Raw genomic sequence first — 15,943 nt, forward strand, 5'->3', positions numbered from 1 at the left:
GGTCGCCGTACGAAGTTTTTCAGCCGACTCATCTGCGCGGGCGGGGCCCGAAGACGGCGGCGAGGGAAGCGTTCTACGACGCAAGAAGCGCGGTGACGCGCTGCAAGTCCTTCCACCCTACCAGGAGGAAGAGGGGGCTTCCTGAGCGTCGCCCTGCGGGGCTTCGGCCGGCTCCGTCGGCGACGGGTCGGCGGGAGGCTCTTCGTCGTGTTCCGCCGCCGGCTCCGCCTCTTCGGCCGCAGGCGCCGTGGACGCGCCGGCGAACCGGTCCGTCGCCTCGCGCAGGGCGCGCGCGATGCCCGGCTCGGACGCCGAGTGCGAGGCATCCGGGATCATCACGAAGTCGGCCTCCGGCCACGCCCGGTGGAGGTCCCACGCGGTCATCGGGGGCGTGCAGACGTCGTAGCGCCCCTGGACGATGACCGCCGGGATGCCGCGGATCGCGTCGACGCCGGCGATGAGCTGCCCCTCTTCGAACCAGCCGCCGTGCATGAAGTAGTGGTTCTCGATGCGCGCGAACGCCGTGGCGGCGGCCGGATCGGTCATGACGCCGACGAGCTCGGGGTCGGGAAGCAGCGTGAGGGTGGACGCCTCCCAGCGCGACCAGGCGACACCGGCCTGCGTGTGAACGGCGGGATCCGGGTCGGTGAGCCGGCGGTGATAGGCCTCGATCAGGTGCGAGCGCTCGAGCACCGGGATCGGCGCGATGAAGTCCTCCCACAGGTCGGGGTACATCACCGAGGCGCCGCCCTCGTAGAACCACTCCAGCTCGTGCCGGCGCAGCGTGAAGATGCCGCGCAGCACGAGCTCCGAGACGGATTCGGGATGCGCCTCCGCGTACGCGAGGGCCAGGGCGCTGCCCCACGAGCCGCCGAACACCTGCCACCGCGCGATGCCGAGGTTGCGGCGCAGCAGCTCGATGTCGGCCACCAGGTGCCACGTCGTGTTGTGTCGCAGATCAGCCCGGGGCGCGCTCGCGTGGGGGGTGGAACGGCCGCAGCCGCGCTGGTCGAGCAGCACGATGCGATAGCGCTCGGGGTCGAAGAAGCGGCGATGCCAGGCCGAGGTGCCGGCCCCCGGTCCGCCGTGCAGGAACACGACCGGCTTTCCCTCGGGATGGCCGCTCTGCTCCCAGTAGACGCGGTTCCCGTCGCCCACGATGAGCTCGCCGGTCTCGTACGGCTCGATGGGCGGATAGAGGATCTCGTCGAGGTGTTGGTTCACAGGCTTCCCCCCGGAATGCCGAATGTCTCGCACGCCTCCGCCCCGTTGCGGTAGCCGGTCTCGAACCAGCGCTGGCGCTGCTCGCTCGACCCGTGGGTCCAGCTCTCCGGGTTGACGGCACCGCCAGACTCCTGCTGGATGTGGTCGTCGCCCACCGTCTGCGCGGCGTTGAGCGCGTCGGCGATCTGCTGCTGCGTGGGCGCCTCGAGGAACGGGACGCCGTTCTCGTCGACCTGTTCGGTCATGTCGCCCACCCAGGCGCCGGCGAAGCAGTCCGCCTGCAGCTCGCGGCGCACGCCGTTGCTGTCGGGACCGGTGCCGTTGTCGGGGTGATCCTGGATGATGCCGGTGATGTTCTGCACGTGATGGCCGTACTCGTGGGCGAGGACGTAGAGCTGGGCCAGCGGACCGGCCGTCGCGTCGAACTGCTGCCGGAGCAGCGCGAAGAAGGTCGGGTCGACGTAGACGGTCTCCTCGGGCGGGCAGTAGAACGGACCCGTCTGGTTCGAGGCGGTGCCGCACTGCGACTGGGTCGCGACGTCGACGATGATGAGCTGCGGGGCGCGGTAGCCCTGCAGCTGGCCCTCCCAGTACTGGTCGAGCGCGAGGGACCCGGCGGCGAGGCGGCAGTCGTCCCGTTCGTTCGCGTCCTCGCCTGTCTGGCATTGCGCGATCTCGGTCGACTCGCCCGAGCCGACCTCGCCGCCGCCCCCGCCGACGAGACCCGAGATGTCGGTTCCGGTGAACAGCTGGAAGAGGAGGACGGCGATGGCTCCGATGCCGGCGATTCCTCCACCGGCGACGGCCGCGCCCCTCCCTCGACGACGCGCCGTGTTCCCCCCGACGCTGGCGTTGTCATTGAACGTCATGGCCTCACGGTACCCCCGACCCCCTTTCCGGGCGAGGAGCCTTGACACGGCAATAGGCTCAGGGCATGGCGGCACCCACGACAGTGACCATCACCGGCGCCGGCGGGCAGATCGGCTACGCCCTACTCTTCCGCATCGCAGCCGGTGACATGCTCGGCCCTGGCAGACCGGTGCGACTGCGGCTTCTCGAGATCCCGCAGGGCATGCGGGCGGCCGAGGGAGCGGCCCTCGAGCTGCAGGACTGCGCGTTCCCGATGCTGCACGGCGTGGAGCTCAGCGACGATCCCCGAGTGGCGTTCGACGGGTGCGGCATCGCCCTCCTCGTCGGCGCACGGCCCCGGGGTCCCGGGATGGAGCGCGCCGATCTGCTCGCCGCGAATGCCGGCATCTTCGGCCCGCAGGGGGCCGCGATCGGCGCCGTGGCCGCGGACGACGTGCGCGCGGTCGTGGTGGGGAACCCGGCGAACACCAACGCGCTGATCGCCGCGGCATCCGCTGCCCCCGACGTGCCCGCCGACCGGTTCACCGCCCTCACGAGACTCGACCACAACCGCGCCGTGGGCCAGCTGGCACAGGCTCTCGACGCGCGTCCCGACGACGTGCGGGGCGTCGCGATCTGGGGGAACCACTCGGCGACGCAGTTCCCGGATGTCGCGCACGCGACCGTCGGCGGGGTGCCGGTCATCGACGCCCTCGCCGAGCGCCTGGGCGGGCACGAGGCCGCGGTGGCGTGGCTCGACGACGTCTTCATCCCCCGGGTGGCGAAGCGCGGTGCCGAGATCATCGAGGTGCGCGGCTCGTCGTCGGTGGCCTCAGCCGCGAATGCGGCGATCGAGCATGTGCGCGACGAGCAGCTCGGCACGGGCGGCGCGACGACCTCGGCCGCCGTCGTGTCGCGCGGCGAGTACGGGGTGCCCGAGGGCCTGGTCTGCTCGTACCCCGTCACGTCGGACGGCGACGGCTACCGCGTGGTCGAAGGCCTCACCCTCGACCGTCGCGCGCACGCGCGGTTCGCGGCCTCGGTCGACGAGCTCGTCGGTGAACGCGACGCGGTGCGAGCGCTCGGAGTGCTCTAGCCGCCATGGAGTACCTCGTCCTCGCCATCCTGGCCGTGGTGGTCATCGCCGTCGGCACGGCGATCGCGCCCCGGATCAACGTCGCCGGCCCGCTCGTGCTCGTGCTCGTCGGCGTCATCGTCGGGCTGCTCCCGTTCGTGGACATCCCCGAGATCGATCCGGAGTGGATCCTCGTGGGCGTGCTTCCGCCCCTGCTCTACTCCGCGGCCGTCGCCCTGCCCGCCATCGAGTTCCGGCGCGACTTCGGCCCGATCGCCGGGCTGTCGTTCGTGCTCGTGCTCCTCAGCTCGATCGTGCTGGCCGTCTTCTTCCTCCTCGTCATCCCCGGCCTGAACCCGGCGATCGCCGTCGCACTTGGCGCGATCCTGAGTCCCACCGACGCGGTCGCGACGTCGATCGTCAAGCGGCTGGGCGTCTCGCGGCGCGTGGTGACGATGCTGGAGGGCGAGAGCCTGCTCAACGACGCGACCGCCCTCGTCCTACTGCGCACGATGGTCGCGGCGGCGGCGGTCGCTGCGAGCGGCGCGCCGGCTGAGAGCGGCGTCGGCGTCGGATTCCTCCCCGCCTTCGCGTGGGGTGTGCTCGTCGCCGTCGTCATCGGCGGCGTCGTCGGCTACCTCAACCTGCGCCTGCGCTCGCTGATCGGGCACTCGGCGGCCAACACCGCGATCGGGTTCGTGATCCCGTTCGCCGCCTACCTGCCCACCGAGGAGCTGGGCGGTTCCGGCCTCGTCGCCGCGGTGGTCGCCGGCATCGTCACGGGCCAGGGCTCGGCACGATGGTTCACCCCCGAGCAGCGGATGTCGGACGAGCACAACTGGCGCACGATCGAGCTGATGCTCGAGGGCGCGGTCTTCCTGATCATGGGACTCGAGCTGAAGCAGATCGTCGAGGGCAACGTCGAGAACCACAGCGGACTCGGCACCGGGCTCTTCATCGCCCTCGGGGCCTTCGCGATCATCCTCGTGGTGCGCACGGCGTATGTCGCGTTCCTCGTCTGGCTGCAGAGCCGTCGTGCCCGCGGCAAACAGCGCCGGCGCCTCGAGCAGATCGGCGAGCGCATCGACGAGATGGCGAGCGGCGCGGTGCCGCTCGACCGCGGTCGGCAGGGCCGGACGGGTCGCGATTCCCGGCGGGGTGATCCCTCGCTCGACGACCCTCGCACGCAGCGCCGCCTCGCCTCGATGCGCACGCGCGTCGCACGCGCGATGAGCGATCTGAACTACTACCAGGCGTCGCCGCTCGGCTGGAAGCACGGTGCCGTGATCGTGTGGGCGGGCATGCGCGGCGTCGTGACGCTCGCCGCGGCCCAGACGCTGCCGCGCGACACTCCGGAGCGCGAGCTCCTCATCTTCATCGCCTTCGCCGTCGCGATCGGCAGCCTCATGCTGCAGGGCTTCACCCTCCCCTGGCTCGTGCGGATCCTCCGCCTCGAGTCGCCGGGCGACAACCTGCTGGACCGGGCCGAGCAGTCCGCCCTGGATGAGGAGCTGCGCGAGGCGGCGGTGGCGGCGATCGCGAGCCCCCAGCTCCGGCGGCGGGACGGCGAGCCGTTCCCCGAGGAGCTGATCGAGCGGGTCGGCGCGCGGATGTACGACCCGCCGGACGACGACACGACCTCGACGGCCCGGGACTTCCTCGAGCTGCGCCTGGCGGTCATCGAGGCGATGCGGCGGCGCCTCAACGACGTCTCGTCGGGCGGCGAGTTCAGCACTCCGGCCCTCCGGCACGCCCTGGCAGAGCTCGACGCCGACCAGCTGAGCCTCGAACTGCGGCTCGGCGATCAGGACTGACACGCGCCGCCCGGCTTTCGGGGGAGAATGGGCAGGGCGAAGGAGCATGTCATGAGCGGTGTGAGCGAAGCGTCGGAGTCTGTGGCGAGTGCCCCTCCCACGCTGCGGACGGCGATCGCGGGCGACGCGGCATCCGGTCAGACGTCCCCGCTGCACCTGCCGCACGCGGCGGCCGACTGCCCCAAGTGCTTCACCGAGCTGCAGCGCGATCGCGACTGGTGGCAGGCACGGCCGGCCGGGTCACGGCTCGTCGGGCTCGTCATCTCCCGCGACGACATGCCGTCGGTGGTCGACCAGCGCGACGAGCTCACCCGCTTCGGCGTGCCGATCGAAGGGTTCCGGCATCCGGCTCCCGAGACGCTCGAGTCGTGGGAGGAGCGCCTGGTGCGCCTGTTCGGCACACTCACCCGCGGGGACGTGCTGGTGGTCTCGAACGTGCACGCCCTGGGTCGCGACATCGACGAGGAGACGCGCACGGTCGCTGCCCTGCACCGCCGCGGGGTCGTCGTCAAGGTGATCAGCTACGGCGGGCGCCACCTCTACGACGCGGGGCGCTGACGCCGCCGGCGGTGGATCAGACGCCGTCGTCCGCGGCCGCGTCGTGCTCGAGGTCGAGCAGCGGAAGGTCGTCGCGGGTCACGAGGCGCGCCGCGATGGCGTGCTCCACAAGTCGCACCCGGCGGTTGGTCGCATAGGAGCGCACGCCGCCGCGCATCCCGGGCACGCCGATGCGGTCCAGCTTGTCGCACACGTTGTCGAGCTTGCGGTTGAAGCGGGTCAGGGTCCACCCGAGGCGCTCGGCGGCCTGAGCCGACGTGGGCAGATCGCTCATCCCGGTGCCCTCGCGGCGGAGGATCGGCTCGGCGAGGGCGAGGATCATCACGCGCTGGCTCTGGGTCAGCGGCACGTCGCCGATGGTGCTGAGACCGTCGTCGTCGCCGAAGGTCTGCGTCTCGCGGAAGGCCGGCTCCGCCACGTGGATGGTCAGCTCGTAGGTCGTCGGACCGGCGCTGAAGATCACCGCCGTCGCCGCGAACACGAGCGGCAGGCGGGCGCCCGGCGCGAGCCAGGCCTGCACTCGCCCGCCGGTGTCGGTCACCGTGGCCGAGAGCCGGCTGCCGACGTTGGAGAGCAGCCAGAGGCCGTCGATGTTCTCGATGGTGAGGAAGTGGCGGTGCAGGAAGAGATTGTCGTCGATGGCGAGGTCACCCTCGCGGCCGACCGTGAACACCTCGCCGGGCTCCACGGTGAAGGCTTCGCCCGCGAAATCGACGACGAGCTCCTCGGTCGCGCGGGCGGTCACGGCGTGCACCCCGTCACCGGTTCGGAGGACTGGCCGTTCTCACGCACGAGCAGCACCTGCACACATGTCTTGCCCGAGGGATCGGCGGGTACCGTGATCTCCGCGACGTCGATCGCCTCGAGCACGACCTCCTCGTCCGGTGCGCCGACCACGCCCGCGGCGTAGCGGTCGCCGTCCCGCGGATCGGGGTTGGTCCAGGTGAAGGTCACGTCTCCGCCGTCGGCGCTGCCGGTGACGTCCTCGGGCTCGGGCACGACCGAGGACACCGGATCCTGCGGGACGGACGACGACACCGGCGTGGGCTCGTTCTCCCCGGCGAGCATGCCGGGCAGGGAGACCCCGACGATGACGGCGACCACCACGAGCGCCGCGACTCCCAGTCCGACCCACAGCCCGACACGGGAGCGTGTCCGCGGCGCGGTCGGCGCATCCGTCGGAGCTGTGGGGGCGGGCGCTGCGGCCGGTGCGGGGGCCGGTTCGGTGAAGACGGATGCCGGGGCGCGCAGCATCGTGTGATCGAGGGCGGGCTCGACCTCGACCGGGGCACGACGGCGCGTGTCGCCGCCTCCCGCCGGCGCCGCCGAGGGGCGGATCATGGTCTGGGCGTCGGCGGGCTCATAGACCGGCGAGACGAGCGGGGGCGGTGGGGTCGGCGCGGTCGTCGCGGACGGCCGGGTCGGACCGGCGGCGGGCGTGGTCTGCGGGTCGATGCTCACGACGCCGCGGACGCGGGTGAGGCCCTCGTCCTCGTCCTCGACGGCGTCGTCGGCGATCCCGTCGTCCAGGATGTCGATCGCGGTGACCGAGTGCGAGAGCTCGATCTGCACCTTCTGCAGTGCGCGGGCGAACGCGATCGCGCTCTCGTACCGGTCGGGCGGCGACTTCGACATCGCCCGCTGGAGCGCGCCCTCCAGTGAGGCGGGCACGTCCGCGCGGCCGAGGGGCGACAGCGGCGATGTCTCGATGCGCTGGATCAGCTCGGCCGCGGTGTTGCGCTGACCGGGCAGCTCGAACGGCGAGCGGCCGGCGAGGAGCGTGTACACCGTCGCCCCGAGTGCGTAGACGTCGGACCGGGGGTCGCTGCGAGGCACGTCGGCGAACGACTCGGGCGGTGACCACGGGATGGAGAGCCCCGCCGACTCGGCGGCCGCGCTCGTGGTCGACGCGATGCCGAAGTCTGTCAGGGCGGGCCGGTTGTACTCCGTGACGAGGATGTTGGCCGGCTTGATGTCACGGTGGAGCACCCCTGCGCGGTGCGCGGTCTCGACGGCGGCGGCGACCTGCACGCCGACGCGCAGCGACTCGGCGATGGAGAACGGCTCCCGGCGGTAGCGCACCTGGAGGTTCGGCTTCGGGCAGTACTCCATCACCAGGTAGGGCCGGCCGTCGCGCGCCACTCCGGCCTGGTAGATCGTCACGATGGCGGGGTGCGTCGAGAGCATCGCCATGACGTTCGCCTCGGCGGTGAACTCCGCCACCGAACCGCTCGACATCCGCTCCGTGAGCAGCACCTTCACGGCGACGCGACGCTTCGGCAGCGCCTGCTCGTACAGGAAGACGTCAGCGAAGCCGCCCGACCCCAGGACGTCGACGTAAGTGAATCCGGGGAGGTCGGGCGGCGCCATGGGCGCGCGCTTGGCGCTCACGACAGATCCTCGATCGCGACGGTGATGCCGTCGCCCAGATCGATCACATCACCCGGCACGACCACGGTGCCCTCGCCGGGGTGCAGCCGCACCGGATCGACGCCCGGCCGCAGCAGGGTGGTGCCGTTCGTCGTGTGCAGGTCGGTGGCCAGGATGCTATCGCCCTCGACCCGCAGTTCGACGTGGCTGCGTGAGATGTCCTGCTGCGGGCTGTCGACGGCGACCAGGTGCGGCAGGTCGGTGCCCGAGACGCGTGTGGAGCGCGGTCGGCGGCCGATGACCACGGTGCGGTCGAGCGTCATGATCTGGCCGGTGGACACGCGGATGCGGCCGGGCGCCGGCGGGCGCGGCGGCGCCAGAGGAGGCGGCACCGAGTCGCCGGTGCGGAGGGCACGCGCCTCGGCGAGCGAGATGGTCGCGCCGTCGTGATCGCCCTGGACGACCGGCGCCGCGCCGGACGGCTCGGGAAGGGGACGCACGACCGTCGCCTCCCAGGCCGGCTCCGCCGGAGTCTCGTCCGGGGCGCTCTCGGCCGGCGAGCCGAGCGTGGAGTCCGCGGGAAGCAGCGTGTCGGCGAGCGACAGCACCGCGGCCGAGTCGATCAGGCCCGGAGAGGTCGTCGACGAGGTGACGGTCGTATCGACCGGCGAGACGACGGGGGAGACGAAGGGGGCGGATGCCGCGGCCCCGGCCTTGGCGGCCCGTCCTGTCTTCGCGGGCTCCGCCTTCGCGGGCTCGGCCTTTGCGGGCTCCGGCTCCGCGATCGGCGGGGGCGCGACGTCGGGCTCAGGCTCCGCTGCCGGCTCGGGCTCCCCCGCGGGCTCGGATGCGGCATTCGACGCGGACGGTGCCGGCGGGTCGACCTCGGCGATGGGATCGGGCGGGGTGGGACGCGCGGTGCCGGCGTCCTCCCGGGCGGGCTCGGATCCGAGGTGGGGCTCGATCGGCGCCGACGGCGCAGCCTTTCGCGCGGGCCTGCGGTTCGCCGCCGTGGCCGCGCGCGGAGCGTCCGCGGGCGTCCAGACGAGGCCGGACGCCAGCACGACGCCGTCGGCGACCGGGAACTCCGGGGGCGCGGCATCCGTCCCGCTCACCAGCGTCACCCGTGACACCCCGGGGATCACGCGCTCGGTCCAGGTGGTCACGCCTTCGCCGGAGATGCGCTCTGCGGTGTCGGACTCGACCTCGAGGGCGAAACCGCCGCGGGCCGCCAGGCGCACCGCGCCGCTCTCGGCGAGGGCCACCGCGAACGGCGGGACGGCGGCGAGCGAGGTTCCGTAGGCGCCGGTCAGCGCCTCGAGCACGCCCCCGAGCCCCCGTCCGTCGGCCACCAGCGCGTGGATGCGCGCGCTCAGCGCGGGGCTCGTGTCGTCCGCCAGCGCCACGAATCCCTGCGGCGTGACGGCGACCGGGTGGACCCCCGGCGAGTAGTGGACCGGCATCAAAAACCCCCTGCGGCGACCACACGCGGGAGCGTGTCGCCGTCGATCTCGTCCGCGGCGGTCGCCGACGGAGCGGTGTGATCGCTGGAGCGGTTCGCACGCGAACGGACTGCCGTGGCATCCACCACCAGCGCCGTGATGTTATCGCGTCCGCCGCGCAGGACGGCTTCGTGCACCAGACGGGTGGCCGCCGCCTGCGGGTGCGTCTCGGCGAGGAGGATCGCGTGGATGGCCGGGGCGTCGAGCTCGCTCGACAGGCCGTCCGAGCACACGAGGATGCGATCGCCGGCCTCGGCGGGGATCAGCCAGTAGTCGGCGTCGGCGTCGCTGCCCGCCCCGATCGCCCGCGTGATGACGTTGCGGCGCGTGTCCTGGAAGGCGGCGGCGGGGTCGAGCTGTCCGGCGTCGATGAGCTCCTGCACGACCGAGTGGTCGACGCTGATCTGCTCGAAGTCGCCCTCGCTCAGGCGATACGTGCGCGAGTCGCCGAGGTTGATGGTGAGCCAGTAGCCCTCGCCGTCCACATCGGCGATCACGACGCCCGTGAGGGTCGTCCCGGCGCCGGCGCCTTCGCCCCGCGGCAGCGCCTCGACGCGGTGCCGGGCGCGCGCGAGGGCGGCGCGCACCTCGTCGATGCCGAGGCTCGGCCGGCCCGCGAACCGCTCGAACTCGTCGATCACCGTCGCGCTGGCGACCTCGCCGGCGTGGTGGCCGCCCATCCCGTCGGCCACCAGGAACAGCGGCGTCGCGGCGATGAAGGAATCCTCGTTGATGCGGCGACGCAGTCCCGGATCGGTTGCCGATCCGAACGCCACCGTCACCGGAGCCGTCATGACGTGCTGCCCACGAAGACGCTGCGGTCGCCGAGCTCCAGACGGTCCCCGGAGCGGAGCGACGTGGGGATCCCCGGGATGAGCCGATGGCGGCCGCCGTCGCGGACCAGCACCGTGCCGTTGGTGGAGTGGCGGTCGAGAACCCAGGACGCCGAGGCGTCCCCGCCGATCTCGAAGTGCGTCTTAGAGAGCGAGAGCGTCTCGTCGCGCACCGGGACGCTCACGGTGCCCGGCTCGACGGCCGGGTTGCGACCGTACAGGGTGCGGCCGTACACGGCCATCGCCGAGCCGTCGTCCCACGTCAGCACCGCGAGCACGGGCGGATCGGCGAACAGGGCGGCCCGCTGCGCGGGCGGCGGCACGGTGATCGCGGTGCGGGTCGCATCGAGGTCCGAGGCGGCCGGCACGAGCTGCGGGACGAGGACGGGGGCCGGGGCGGGCGGTGCCGACGGCGCGAAGGTCGCGGCTGCCGCGGGCTGCAGCGGCGGTGCGGGCGCGGGCACGGGATGGACCACCGGGATGATCGCGGTGGGAGGCACGGCGGCGTTCGGCAGGACGGGCGGCGCCGGCCGCGGCGGAACGACGGAGGGCGCGTCGAGGAACCACGGGGAGAACTCGACCTCGGTCGGCGCAGCCTGGGGAAGCCGGTGGGCGACGGCACGGGGGTGTGGGGCGGCGGGGGCCGCGGCATCCGTCCACCGTCCGTCGATCACGATCGCACCGGAGGCCCGATCGTGCCAGCCCTGGCGGAGCGGGCTCGCGTCGAACAGCGGGGTGAACCAGCCGACGAAGATCATGCACGACAGCGCCCACACGACGTTGCGGCCGAGCGCCCGCCAGAACCCGATCGGCCCGGAGCCGTCGGCCCGCACCAGGCGGATGTCGACGGCCCGCTGACCGACCGATCCCCGGCCGCCCTGCATCGCGGTGCAGACGATCGCCCACGCGGCCGACCCGGCCCAGAACGCGACGCCGGCCAGCACGAAGGCGAGGGCGAGCGTGCGGGGGTCCGCCGGCGAACCGGTGCCGAGCACGATGCCGACGGCGACCCCGGCGAACGCGATCCCGATCCCGGCGGCGATGGCGAGGTCGATCGTGTACGCGCCGACGCGTCGGCCGATGGTGGCCGGCACCACGGCGAGAGGTGGGCGGGCGGTCATGAGGTCTCCTGGATCTCGTCGGCGGGATCGGGCTCCCGCCGGATGCTCTCGGCGGCGCGTGAACGGGCCGCGCGTGGAGGGCGCGGTGCGCGCGCGGGAAGGGCGAAGCGCGTGCCGGCGAGGAGCGAGCGGACGCTCAGCCGTGCGGCGAGCCGGCCCCACACCGAACGGGTCTGTCCCATGCCGCCGACGATCTCGTCCACCTGGCGCCAGAACTCTGTGACGTCCTCCGGCGTGGGGTCTCTCGGGCCGAACACTTCCAGGTCGGCTCGCTCGGCGAGTGTCCCGACGCGGGGCTCGGCGAAGGCGGTCGCCACCACACCGGCCTCCTCGGCACGCGTGCCACCGGGACGCACGGTGGTGCCGTAGTCGGACGCTCGGTCGACGAGCTCGTCCCAGCCGCCGCTGATGCGGTCGGCCGCGCGCTCGGCATCGCGCCGGCGTCGCCGCCGGGCCGCCTTGAGGGCGCCGATCACGATGAACGGGGCCGCCAGCAGCGCGAGAAGGGCGAGCACGCCGAGCGCGATCGCGACGATCGTCGCGAGGAGCGCCAGGTCGAGGCCGCTCTCGTCCTCGGACTCGCGGTCGTCGGGCACGGTCGGGGGCAGATCGACCGGCTGCTGCGGCGGCGGGGGCGGCTGCAGCACCTGGGGCTTGGGGTCGGCCCGCGGCTTGGTCGTCTGGTCGTTGGGAACCTGGTCGTCGGGCGGGGTGGGGTCGAAGGTCACCCAGCCCGCGTCCTCGAACGCGACCTCGACCCAGGCATGCAGGCTGTCGCCGGTCGCGGTGAACACCGCCTGGGAGGCCTGGTCCTCCTCGGGGTAGAAGCCCATCACGACGCGCGCCGGGATGCCGATCTCGCGCGCGAGCAGCGCCATGGCGGTGGCGTACTGCTCGTCGTCGCCGACCATCTGGTCGGAGCCGAGCAGCGTGGAGATGCGCTCGGCGCCGTGCCCGGCCCGGGAGAGCACCTCGCCCTCCAGCCCGTGGCTGAAGAACCCGCCCTCGGCGAGCATCGTCTGCAGCGCCCGCACCTTCTCGACCGGTGTCGTGGCTTCGGCGACGGCCTCGGATGCGACCTCGGCGAACTCCTGCGGCACGCCCTCCTGATCGGGAAGCGACACCGCGGCGAAGTCCTGGTCGGCGAGGGCGTCGTCGCTCGGCGAGGCCGGGATCACGCTCTCGAGCGTGTAGGAGTCCCCCGCGCCGAGCGGCTGCGTCACCACCGCGGTCCCGGTGACCTCGTTGTAGTACGCGGCGCGGCGGAGGTCGTCGGCGCGGTCGCCGTCGAAAGCGATGCTGCGCACGGCGCCGACCTCCGGCATCCACACCCCGTCCAGTGCCGCGATCTCGACGTGAACGGTGGCAGGCGTGCCCTCGGCGTCGGCGGACATGTTGCCCCGAACCGGACCGAACGCGCTCGATGTGCCGGCGCCCTGGTCGGACACGTTGTAGACCGTGCCGTCGTACGCGTCCATCGCCGCGATGCGCACGCGGGCGCCCTCGGGAAGGCCGGCCGCGGAGAAGAGCGGCTCATCGGGGAAGTCCCGCACGAGTGCGCGGAAGGACTGCAGCGGGCTGGGGTACTCGCGCACGTCGAACGGGGGGATGACGACGTCGCGCAGGACGTACCGAGGCGATTCGGGCGCCGCGAAGGCGCTCGTCGCCACGCCGACCAGCGTCGCGACCGCGATCACCGCCCCGCCGAGGAGGAGCCGGCGGCCGACCACGCCGCGGACGGGCGTCGTGTCGTCGCCCAGGCGCACCGCGCCCGTGCCGTGCTGCCAGCTCTGTCGCACGGCCAGCCATACCGCCGACACCAGCGCGAACACGATTCCCTGCACGACCGGCACCGCGGGCTGGGAGGTGCCCAGCGCGATCTGCGCGCCGAGGAACGCGGCTGCCGGCACGAGGGCCCACGCGGGTGCGCGCAGCCGCAGGGCGAAGGTCGTGGTGAGCACTCCGGCGAGCAGCGAGAGGAGGAACGGGACCAGGAGATGACCATCGGATGCCGCGACCGGCGCGACGGTGGTCAGCAGCTGCTTCCACGACGTCACGACGCCCAGGCCGAGCTGGCGCAGCGTCTCGAGGGTGGGGATGACCCCGGCCACCGTGGTGTGCGGCAGGGCGAGTGCTCCTCCGAAGAGGAAGTAGGTGAGCGCGGTCAGGCCGGCGAGGGGCAGCACGCCCCAGCGCAGCCACGTGCACAGCGCGGCGAGTCCCATGCCGAGCAGTGCGCCGCCAACGGCGGCGGGCAGGTAGGCGGGACCGCCGAACGTCGGCCAGAAGCCGACGATCGGCACCGCGAGGAGCGCCGCCACGGCGCTGAGATCGAGCACCCAGCGTCGGACCGGGAGGGTCTGGACGGCCGCGGTCATGAGAGCACCTTGCGCAGGGCGCCGGCGAGCTGATCGAGGGCCCCGACCGTCACGACGTCGGCATCGCCGATGCGTCGCAGGTGGGGCGCGGCCCCGGTCTGGGCCACGACCGCGAGCGTGCGAGCCCCGAACGGCAGCCGGGCGCACGCCTGACGGAGCTGGTTGGCGTCGACCGTGCTGCCGCACACGAGCACGACGACGCTGGCGAGGGGAAGCGTCGCCGCGATGAGCGCGCCGAGCTCGACGATGCCGCCGGCGCGCGGACGCGAGTGCACGACCCCGGAGAGCGAGTCGAGGAACTGCTTGCCCGTGCCCGAGGGCAGGGCGCGCTCCTGCACGCGGACCTCGACGCGCTGGGAGTCGCGCAGCGCGCGGAGTCCGAGGGAGCCCGCGGCCGAGATGGCGAGCTCGAACTCCTCGTCGTCGCGATAGTCGCCGGGGTTCGTCGAGAGCCCGATGACGAAGTGCGAGCGGCGGGTCTCCTCGTACTGGCGGACCATGACGGTGCCGGTCCGGGCGGTCGACTTCCAGTGCACGTGCCGCAGATCGTCGCCCGGCTGATACTCGCGCAGGGCGTGGAACGAGACGTCGTCGCGCGAGAGGTCCGTGGCCGGCAGCCCCTCGAGGTCCCGCAGGAAGCCCAGCGACTGACCGTCGAACAGCACGGTGCGGGGGTGGACGTAGAGGTCGACCGGCTCGTCCTTGCGGTGCACGCGCTCGAACAGGCCGAGCGGATCGCCGCGCACGACGCTCACCGGTCCGACGGCGACGACCGCGCGGCGGGTGGTGGGGATGGCGAAGAGCTCCTCGGCGGACGACCCGGGGGCCAGGCGGTTGACCTCGAACTCGCCTCGGCCGGCCCCGACGGGCAGCACGACGCGTGACGGCAGGATGGCGCGCGTGCCGGTGTTCGAGAGGGTCAGGGCGCCGACCGCGCGCTCCCCGACGACCACGCGCGTGCGGGTCAGGTCGAGCTCGACGTCATAGGCGGTGCGGCCGATCAGGAACAGCGCGCACAGCGCCAGCAGCGTCGTGATCACGACCGCGGCCACGGTGAGCTCCCACCAGCCGAGCGCGCCGCCCGCGATCCAGAGCACGACGGCTCCGGCGATGAGCACCCAGGCGGCCGGGCGCACGACGCGGAGCACGCCGCGCAGCCAGTGCGCGGCGTGGGCGGTCGTCGCCTCGAGCCGTTCGCGACGATCCTGCGAAGGGATCGCCGTGCCGAGTGCCTCCGTCGTCATCAGGCGGCGGACCTCGCCTGCGGAGCCGCGACGTCCTCGAGCACGCGGGCGATGACCGTCTCCGGCGTCGTGCCGGCGAACTCGGCCTCGGGGTCGAGCACGAGACGGTGCGTCCAGACCGGGCCGGCGAGCAGCTTGATGTCGTCGGGGGTCACGAAGTGACGGCCCTGCGACGCGGCCCACACCTTGGCCATGCGGATCATCGAGAGCGAGCCGCGCACCGAGACGCCGACGCGGGCGGACGCGTGGGTTCGCGTCGCCTCGGCGAGCTGCGCGGTGTACCGCAGCACCGCCGCCTCGACGTGCACGGTCGCGGCGAGGTCGGCCATGTCGGCGACAGCGCCGGTCGTGATGATGGCGGGCAAGTGCGCCGACGGGTTGCGGTCGGCGGCACCGGCGAGGATGCGCTCGGCCGCCGCGAGGTCGGGGTAGCCGATCGACGTGCGGATGAGGAAGCGGTCCAGCTGCGCCTCGGGCAGCTTGTACGTTCCGGCCTGCTCGATCGGGTTCTGGGTCGCGATGACGAGGAACGGGCGGCCGGCCTCATGCGTGACGCCGTCGACGGTGACCCGGGACTCCTCCATAACCTCGAGGAGCGCGGACTGCGTCTTGGGCGAGGCGCGGTTGATCTCGTCCGCCAGCACGATCGAGGCGAAGACGGGCCCCTTGTGGAACTCGAACTTGTGCGAGGTCTGGTCGTAGATCGTGACACCGGTGACGTCGGAGGGCAGCAGGTCCGGCGTGAACTGGATGCGGCTGCTCGTGCCCTGCACCGTGGCCGCGAGGGCCTTCGCGAGGCTCGTCTTGCCGGTGCCCGGGGCATCCTCGAGCAGCACGTGCCCTTCGGCGAGCATCGCGCTGAGCACCAGGCCGACGACCTCCCGCTTGCCCAGGAGGGCGCGGTCGACGTTGTCGACGAGCCGCGTGAAGGTTCCGTGGAACCAGGCGGCCTGCTCGGGGGTCATGGTCATTGTC

At 72.9% G+C, this 15,943-nt stretch carries 13 protein-coding genes; 3 read left to right on the forward strand and 10 right to left on the reverse strand.

All coding sequences use genetic code 11. The annotated features are described in order from the left end of the window. Nucleotides 1–117: 117 nt before the first annotated feature. Both pip and ypfJ read right to left on the reverse strand, forming a co-directional pair. Nucleotides 118–1,224, reverse strand: a complete 1,107-nt coding sequence (pip, locus tag SOM19_RS00430) for a prolyl aminopeptidase (protein WP_320484581.1) — start codon at nt 1,222–1,224, stop codon at nt 118–120. Then, nucleotides 1,221–2,093 (reverse strand): KPN_02809 family neutral zinc metallopeptidase, encoded by an 873-nt coding sequence (ypfJ, locus tag SOM19_RS00435; protein ID WP_320484582.1) that lies wholly within the window; start codon nt 2,091–2,093, stop codon nt 1,221–1,223. The genes pip and ypfJ overlap by 4 nt, the downstream gene beginning before the upstream one ends. A gap of 65 nt (nt 2,094–2,158) precedes the next feature. Between ypfJ and SOM19_RS00440 the strand changes: the two genes are divergently transcribed. The 3 genes from SOM19_RS00440 to SOM19_RS00450 are packed head-to-tail and all read left to right on the forward strand — an operon-like array spanning nt 2,159 to nt 5,520. Next, nucleotides 2,159–3,169: a malate dehydrogenase gene (locus SOM19_RS00440; RefSeq protein WP_320484583.1), complete on the forward strand. Its 1,011-nt coding sequence runs from the start codon at nt 2,159–2,161 to the stop codon at nt 3,167–3,169. Between the two features lie 5 nt (nt 3,170–3,174). Continuing rightward, nucleotides 3,175–4,962 carry a cation:proton antiporter gene (locus tag SOM19_RS00445; RefSeq protein ID WP_320484584.1) on the forward strand — a complete coding sequence of 596 codons (1,788 nt, stop codon included), beginning with the start codon at nt 3,175–3,177 and terminating at the stop codon, nt 4,960–4,962. A 51-nt stretch (nt 4,963–5,013) separates the two neighbouring features. Continuing rightward, nucleotides 5,014–5,520, forward strand: coding sequence for a recombinase family protein (locus tag SOM19_RS00450; protein WP_320484585.1), 507 nt, complete (start codon nt 5,014–5,016; stop codon nt 5,518–5,520). Nucleotides 5,521–5,536: 16 nt separating this feature from the next. Here SOM19_RS00450 and SOM19_RS00455 read toward each other — a convergent pair whose 3' ends face one another. The 8 genes from SOM19_RS00455 to SOM19_RS00490 are packed head-to-tail and all read right to left on the reverse strand — an operon-like array spanning nt 5,537 to nt 15,939. After that, nucleotides 5,537–6,274, reverse strand: a complete 738-nt coding sequence (locus SOM19_RS00455) for a hypothetical protein (RefSeq protein WP_320484586.1) — start codon at nt 6,272–6,274, stop codon at nt 5,537–5,539. After that, on the reverse strand, nt 6,262–7,911 hold the full coding sequence (locus tag SOM19_RS00460; RefSeq protein WP_320484587.1) for a serine/threonine-protein kinase: 1,650 nt from the start codon (nt 7,909–7,911) through the stop codon (nt 6,262–6,264). The genes SOM19_RS00455 and SOM19_RS00460 overlap by 13 nt, the downstream gene beginning before the upstream one ends. Further along, nucleotides 7,908–9,353 carry an FHA domain-containing protein gene (locus tag SOM19_RS00465; protein WP_320484588.1) on the reverse strand — a complete coding sequence of 482 codons (1,446 nt, stop codon included), beginning with the start codon at nt 9,351–9,353 and terminating at the stop codon, nt 7,908–7,910. The genes SOM19_RS00460 and SOM19_RS00465 overlap by 4 nt, the downstream gene beginning before the upstream one ends. Next, a complete protein-coding gene (locus tag SOM19_RS00470; protein ID WP_320484589.1) occupies nt 9,353–10,186 on the reverse strand; it encodes a PP2C family protein-serine/threonine phosphatase in 834 nt (277 codons plus the stop codon). Before SOM19_RS00470 ends, SOM19_RS00465 begins: the two co-directional genes overlap by 1 nt. Continuing rightward, nucleotides 10,183–11,346, reverse strand: coding sequence for an RDD family protein (locus SOM19_RS00475; RefSeq protein WP_320484590.1), 1,164 nt, complete (start codon nt 11,344–11,346; stop codon nt 10,183–10,185). The genes SOM19_RS00470 and SOM19_RS00475 overlap by 4 nt, the downstream gene beginning before the upstream one ends. Continuing rightward, the gene (locus SOM19_RS00480) at nt 11,343–13,724 is read right to left on the reverse strand and encodes a transglutaminase-like domain-containing protein (protein WP_320484591.1); all 2,382 of its coding nucleotides are present in this window, start codon (nt 13,722–13,724) and stop codon (nt 11,343–11,345) included. Before SOM19_RS00480 ends, SOM19_RS00475 begins: the two co-directional genes overlap by 4 nt. After that, nucleotides 13,721–14,968 (reverse strand): DUF58 domain-containing protein, encoded by a 1,248-nt coding sequence (locus SOM19_RS00485; protein WP_320484592.1) that lies wholly within the window; start codon nt 14,966–14,968, stop codon nt 13,721–13,723. The genes SOM19_RS00480 and SOM19_RS00485 overlap by 4 nt, the downstream gene beginning before the upstream one ends. Then, nucleotides 14,968–15,939 (reverse strand): AAA family ATPase, encoded by a 972-nt coding sequence (locus tag SOM19_RS00490; RefSeq protein WP_320484593.1) that lies wholly within the window; start codon nt 15,937–15,939, stop codon nt 14,968–14,970. The genes SOM19_RS00485 and SOM19_RS00490 overlap by 1 nt, the downstream gene beginning before the upstream one ends. Nucleotides 15,940–15,943: the final 4 nt, after the last annotated feature.

The sequence above is a fragment of the Microbacterium sp. CFBP9034 genome (assembly GCF_034045255.1).
Lineage (GTDB): Bacteria > Actinomycetota > Actinomycetes > Actinomycetales > Microbacteriaceae > Microbacterium.